Raw genomic sequence first — 1,326 nt, 5'->3', positions numbered from 1 at the left:
ACCGGGCCGGTGGCGACTTCGAACGGGCCAGGACCCAGCTCGTCTACGGACGCTGGCTGCGCCGAAGGCGACGCACCCGCGAGGCCCGCGGGCCCCTGCGGGACGCGCTGGTCGCCTTCGAGACGTCGGACGCGCACTTCTGGGCGGCGCTGGCCCGGGCGGAGCTGCGCGCGGCCGGTGAGGCGGTGGCGGGCGACCGCCGCGGCAGCGGTCCGCTGACGGCACTGACCCCGCAGCAGCAGCGCATCGCGCGGTGCGTGGCCGAGGGAGCGACCAACCGCGAGGTGGCGTTGCGGCTCTCGGTCAGCCCTCGCACCGTGGACCATCACCTGCGGAACGTCTTCGCCGCGCTGGGGGTGCGCTCCCGTGTCGAGCTGGCCAGATTGCTGGACCGTGATGAGAAGGATGCCGCAGACCTCTAGGTACCGACTGGGCGGTATGCCATTCTGCGGGCGTCAGGAAGATCCGGCGTGCGGGCACCGCGCAGGCGCCCCAGCCCGGAGCGAACCCCGACCGCCGGTGGAGGCCCGTTCATGCCGCACGTCATCCGCTCCCAGGTCAGGGAGCTGCCCACGCCGCACACAGGCCCGCCCCGCACCCGATCCCTCGTCGACGCGGAGGCCGTGGCCGTGCTGCACCGCGCCGCACAGTCGCTGCTCGACAACCTCCCGGGGCTCACCGACCGCCTGGTCGCCCGCCTGCGGGACCAGGAGCCCGCCTACCGCGCGGCGATCGAGACGGACGTCTCGTCGGTGTGGCACGAGGTGCACAGCTCGCTGAAGTACAACGTGGGGTCCCTGATCAGGCCGCGGCAGGCCCGTGAGGACGCGCGCCGCACCTCACGGCGGATCGGGGCCTGCCGGGCGGAGCTCGGCGTGCCGCTCGACGCGGTGCTGCACGCGTTCCGCCTGGGCGGCGCCATGGTGTGGCAGGGCCTGGTCGACGAGACCGCACGCAGCCACCCCGACGACATCCCGCTGCTCATCCACGTCGCCGCGGACGTGTGGAACTTCGTCGACGAGCACTGCGGCCTGGCGGCCGACGCCTACCGGGAGACCGAGCGCCGCCTCGCCTGGCGCCGCGAGAACCGGCTCCGGCTGATGACCGGTGCGTTGCTGGACGGCACCGCCCGGATCGCCGACCTGACGGAGGCGTCCGAAGCGCTGGACCTGCCCGTCCAGGGCCGCTACGCCGTCCTGGTCGCCGTCCAGGTGCGGGAGGCGCCCCGGCGCACCGCCCTGCCGGTCACCGTGCCGGCCGGGTTCCGGGCCCTGTGGCACACCGGCACGACCGCGGAACGGGCCATCGTCCTGTTGCCGGACGGCG

Annotated in this window: 1 protein-coding gene and 1 pseudogene; both read left to right on the top strand. The window is 74.5% G+C overall.

Annotated elements, in window-relative coordinates:
* Window positions 1–422 (top strand): helix-turn-helix transcriptional regulator (locus tag ACYVE9_RS27165; protein ID WP_461030540.1); only part of this gene is annotated, 422 nt, incomplete at its 5' end.
* Between the two features lie 111 nt (window positions 423–533).
* Window positions 534–1,326: pseudogene (locus tag ACYVE9_RS27160) on the top strand (PucR family transcriptional regulator); the annotation flags it as partial.

The sequence above is a fragment of the Streptomyces sparsus genome (assembly GCF_054776295.1).
The sequence above is the reverse complement of the archived record's forward strand: the minus strand, read 5'-3'. Positions and strand labels throughout refer to the sequence as shown.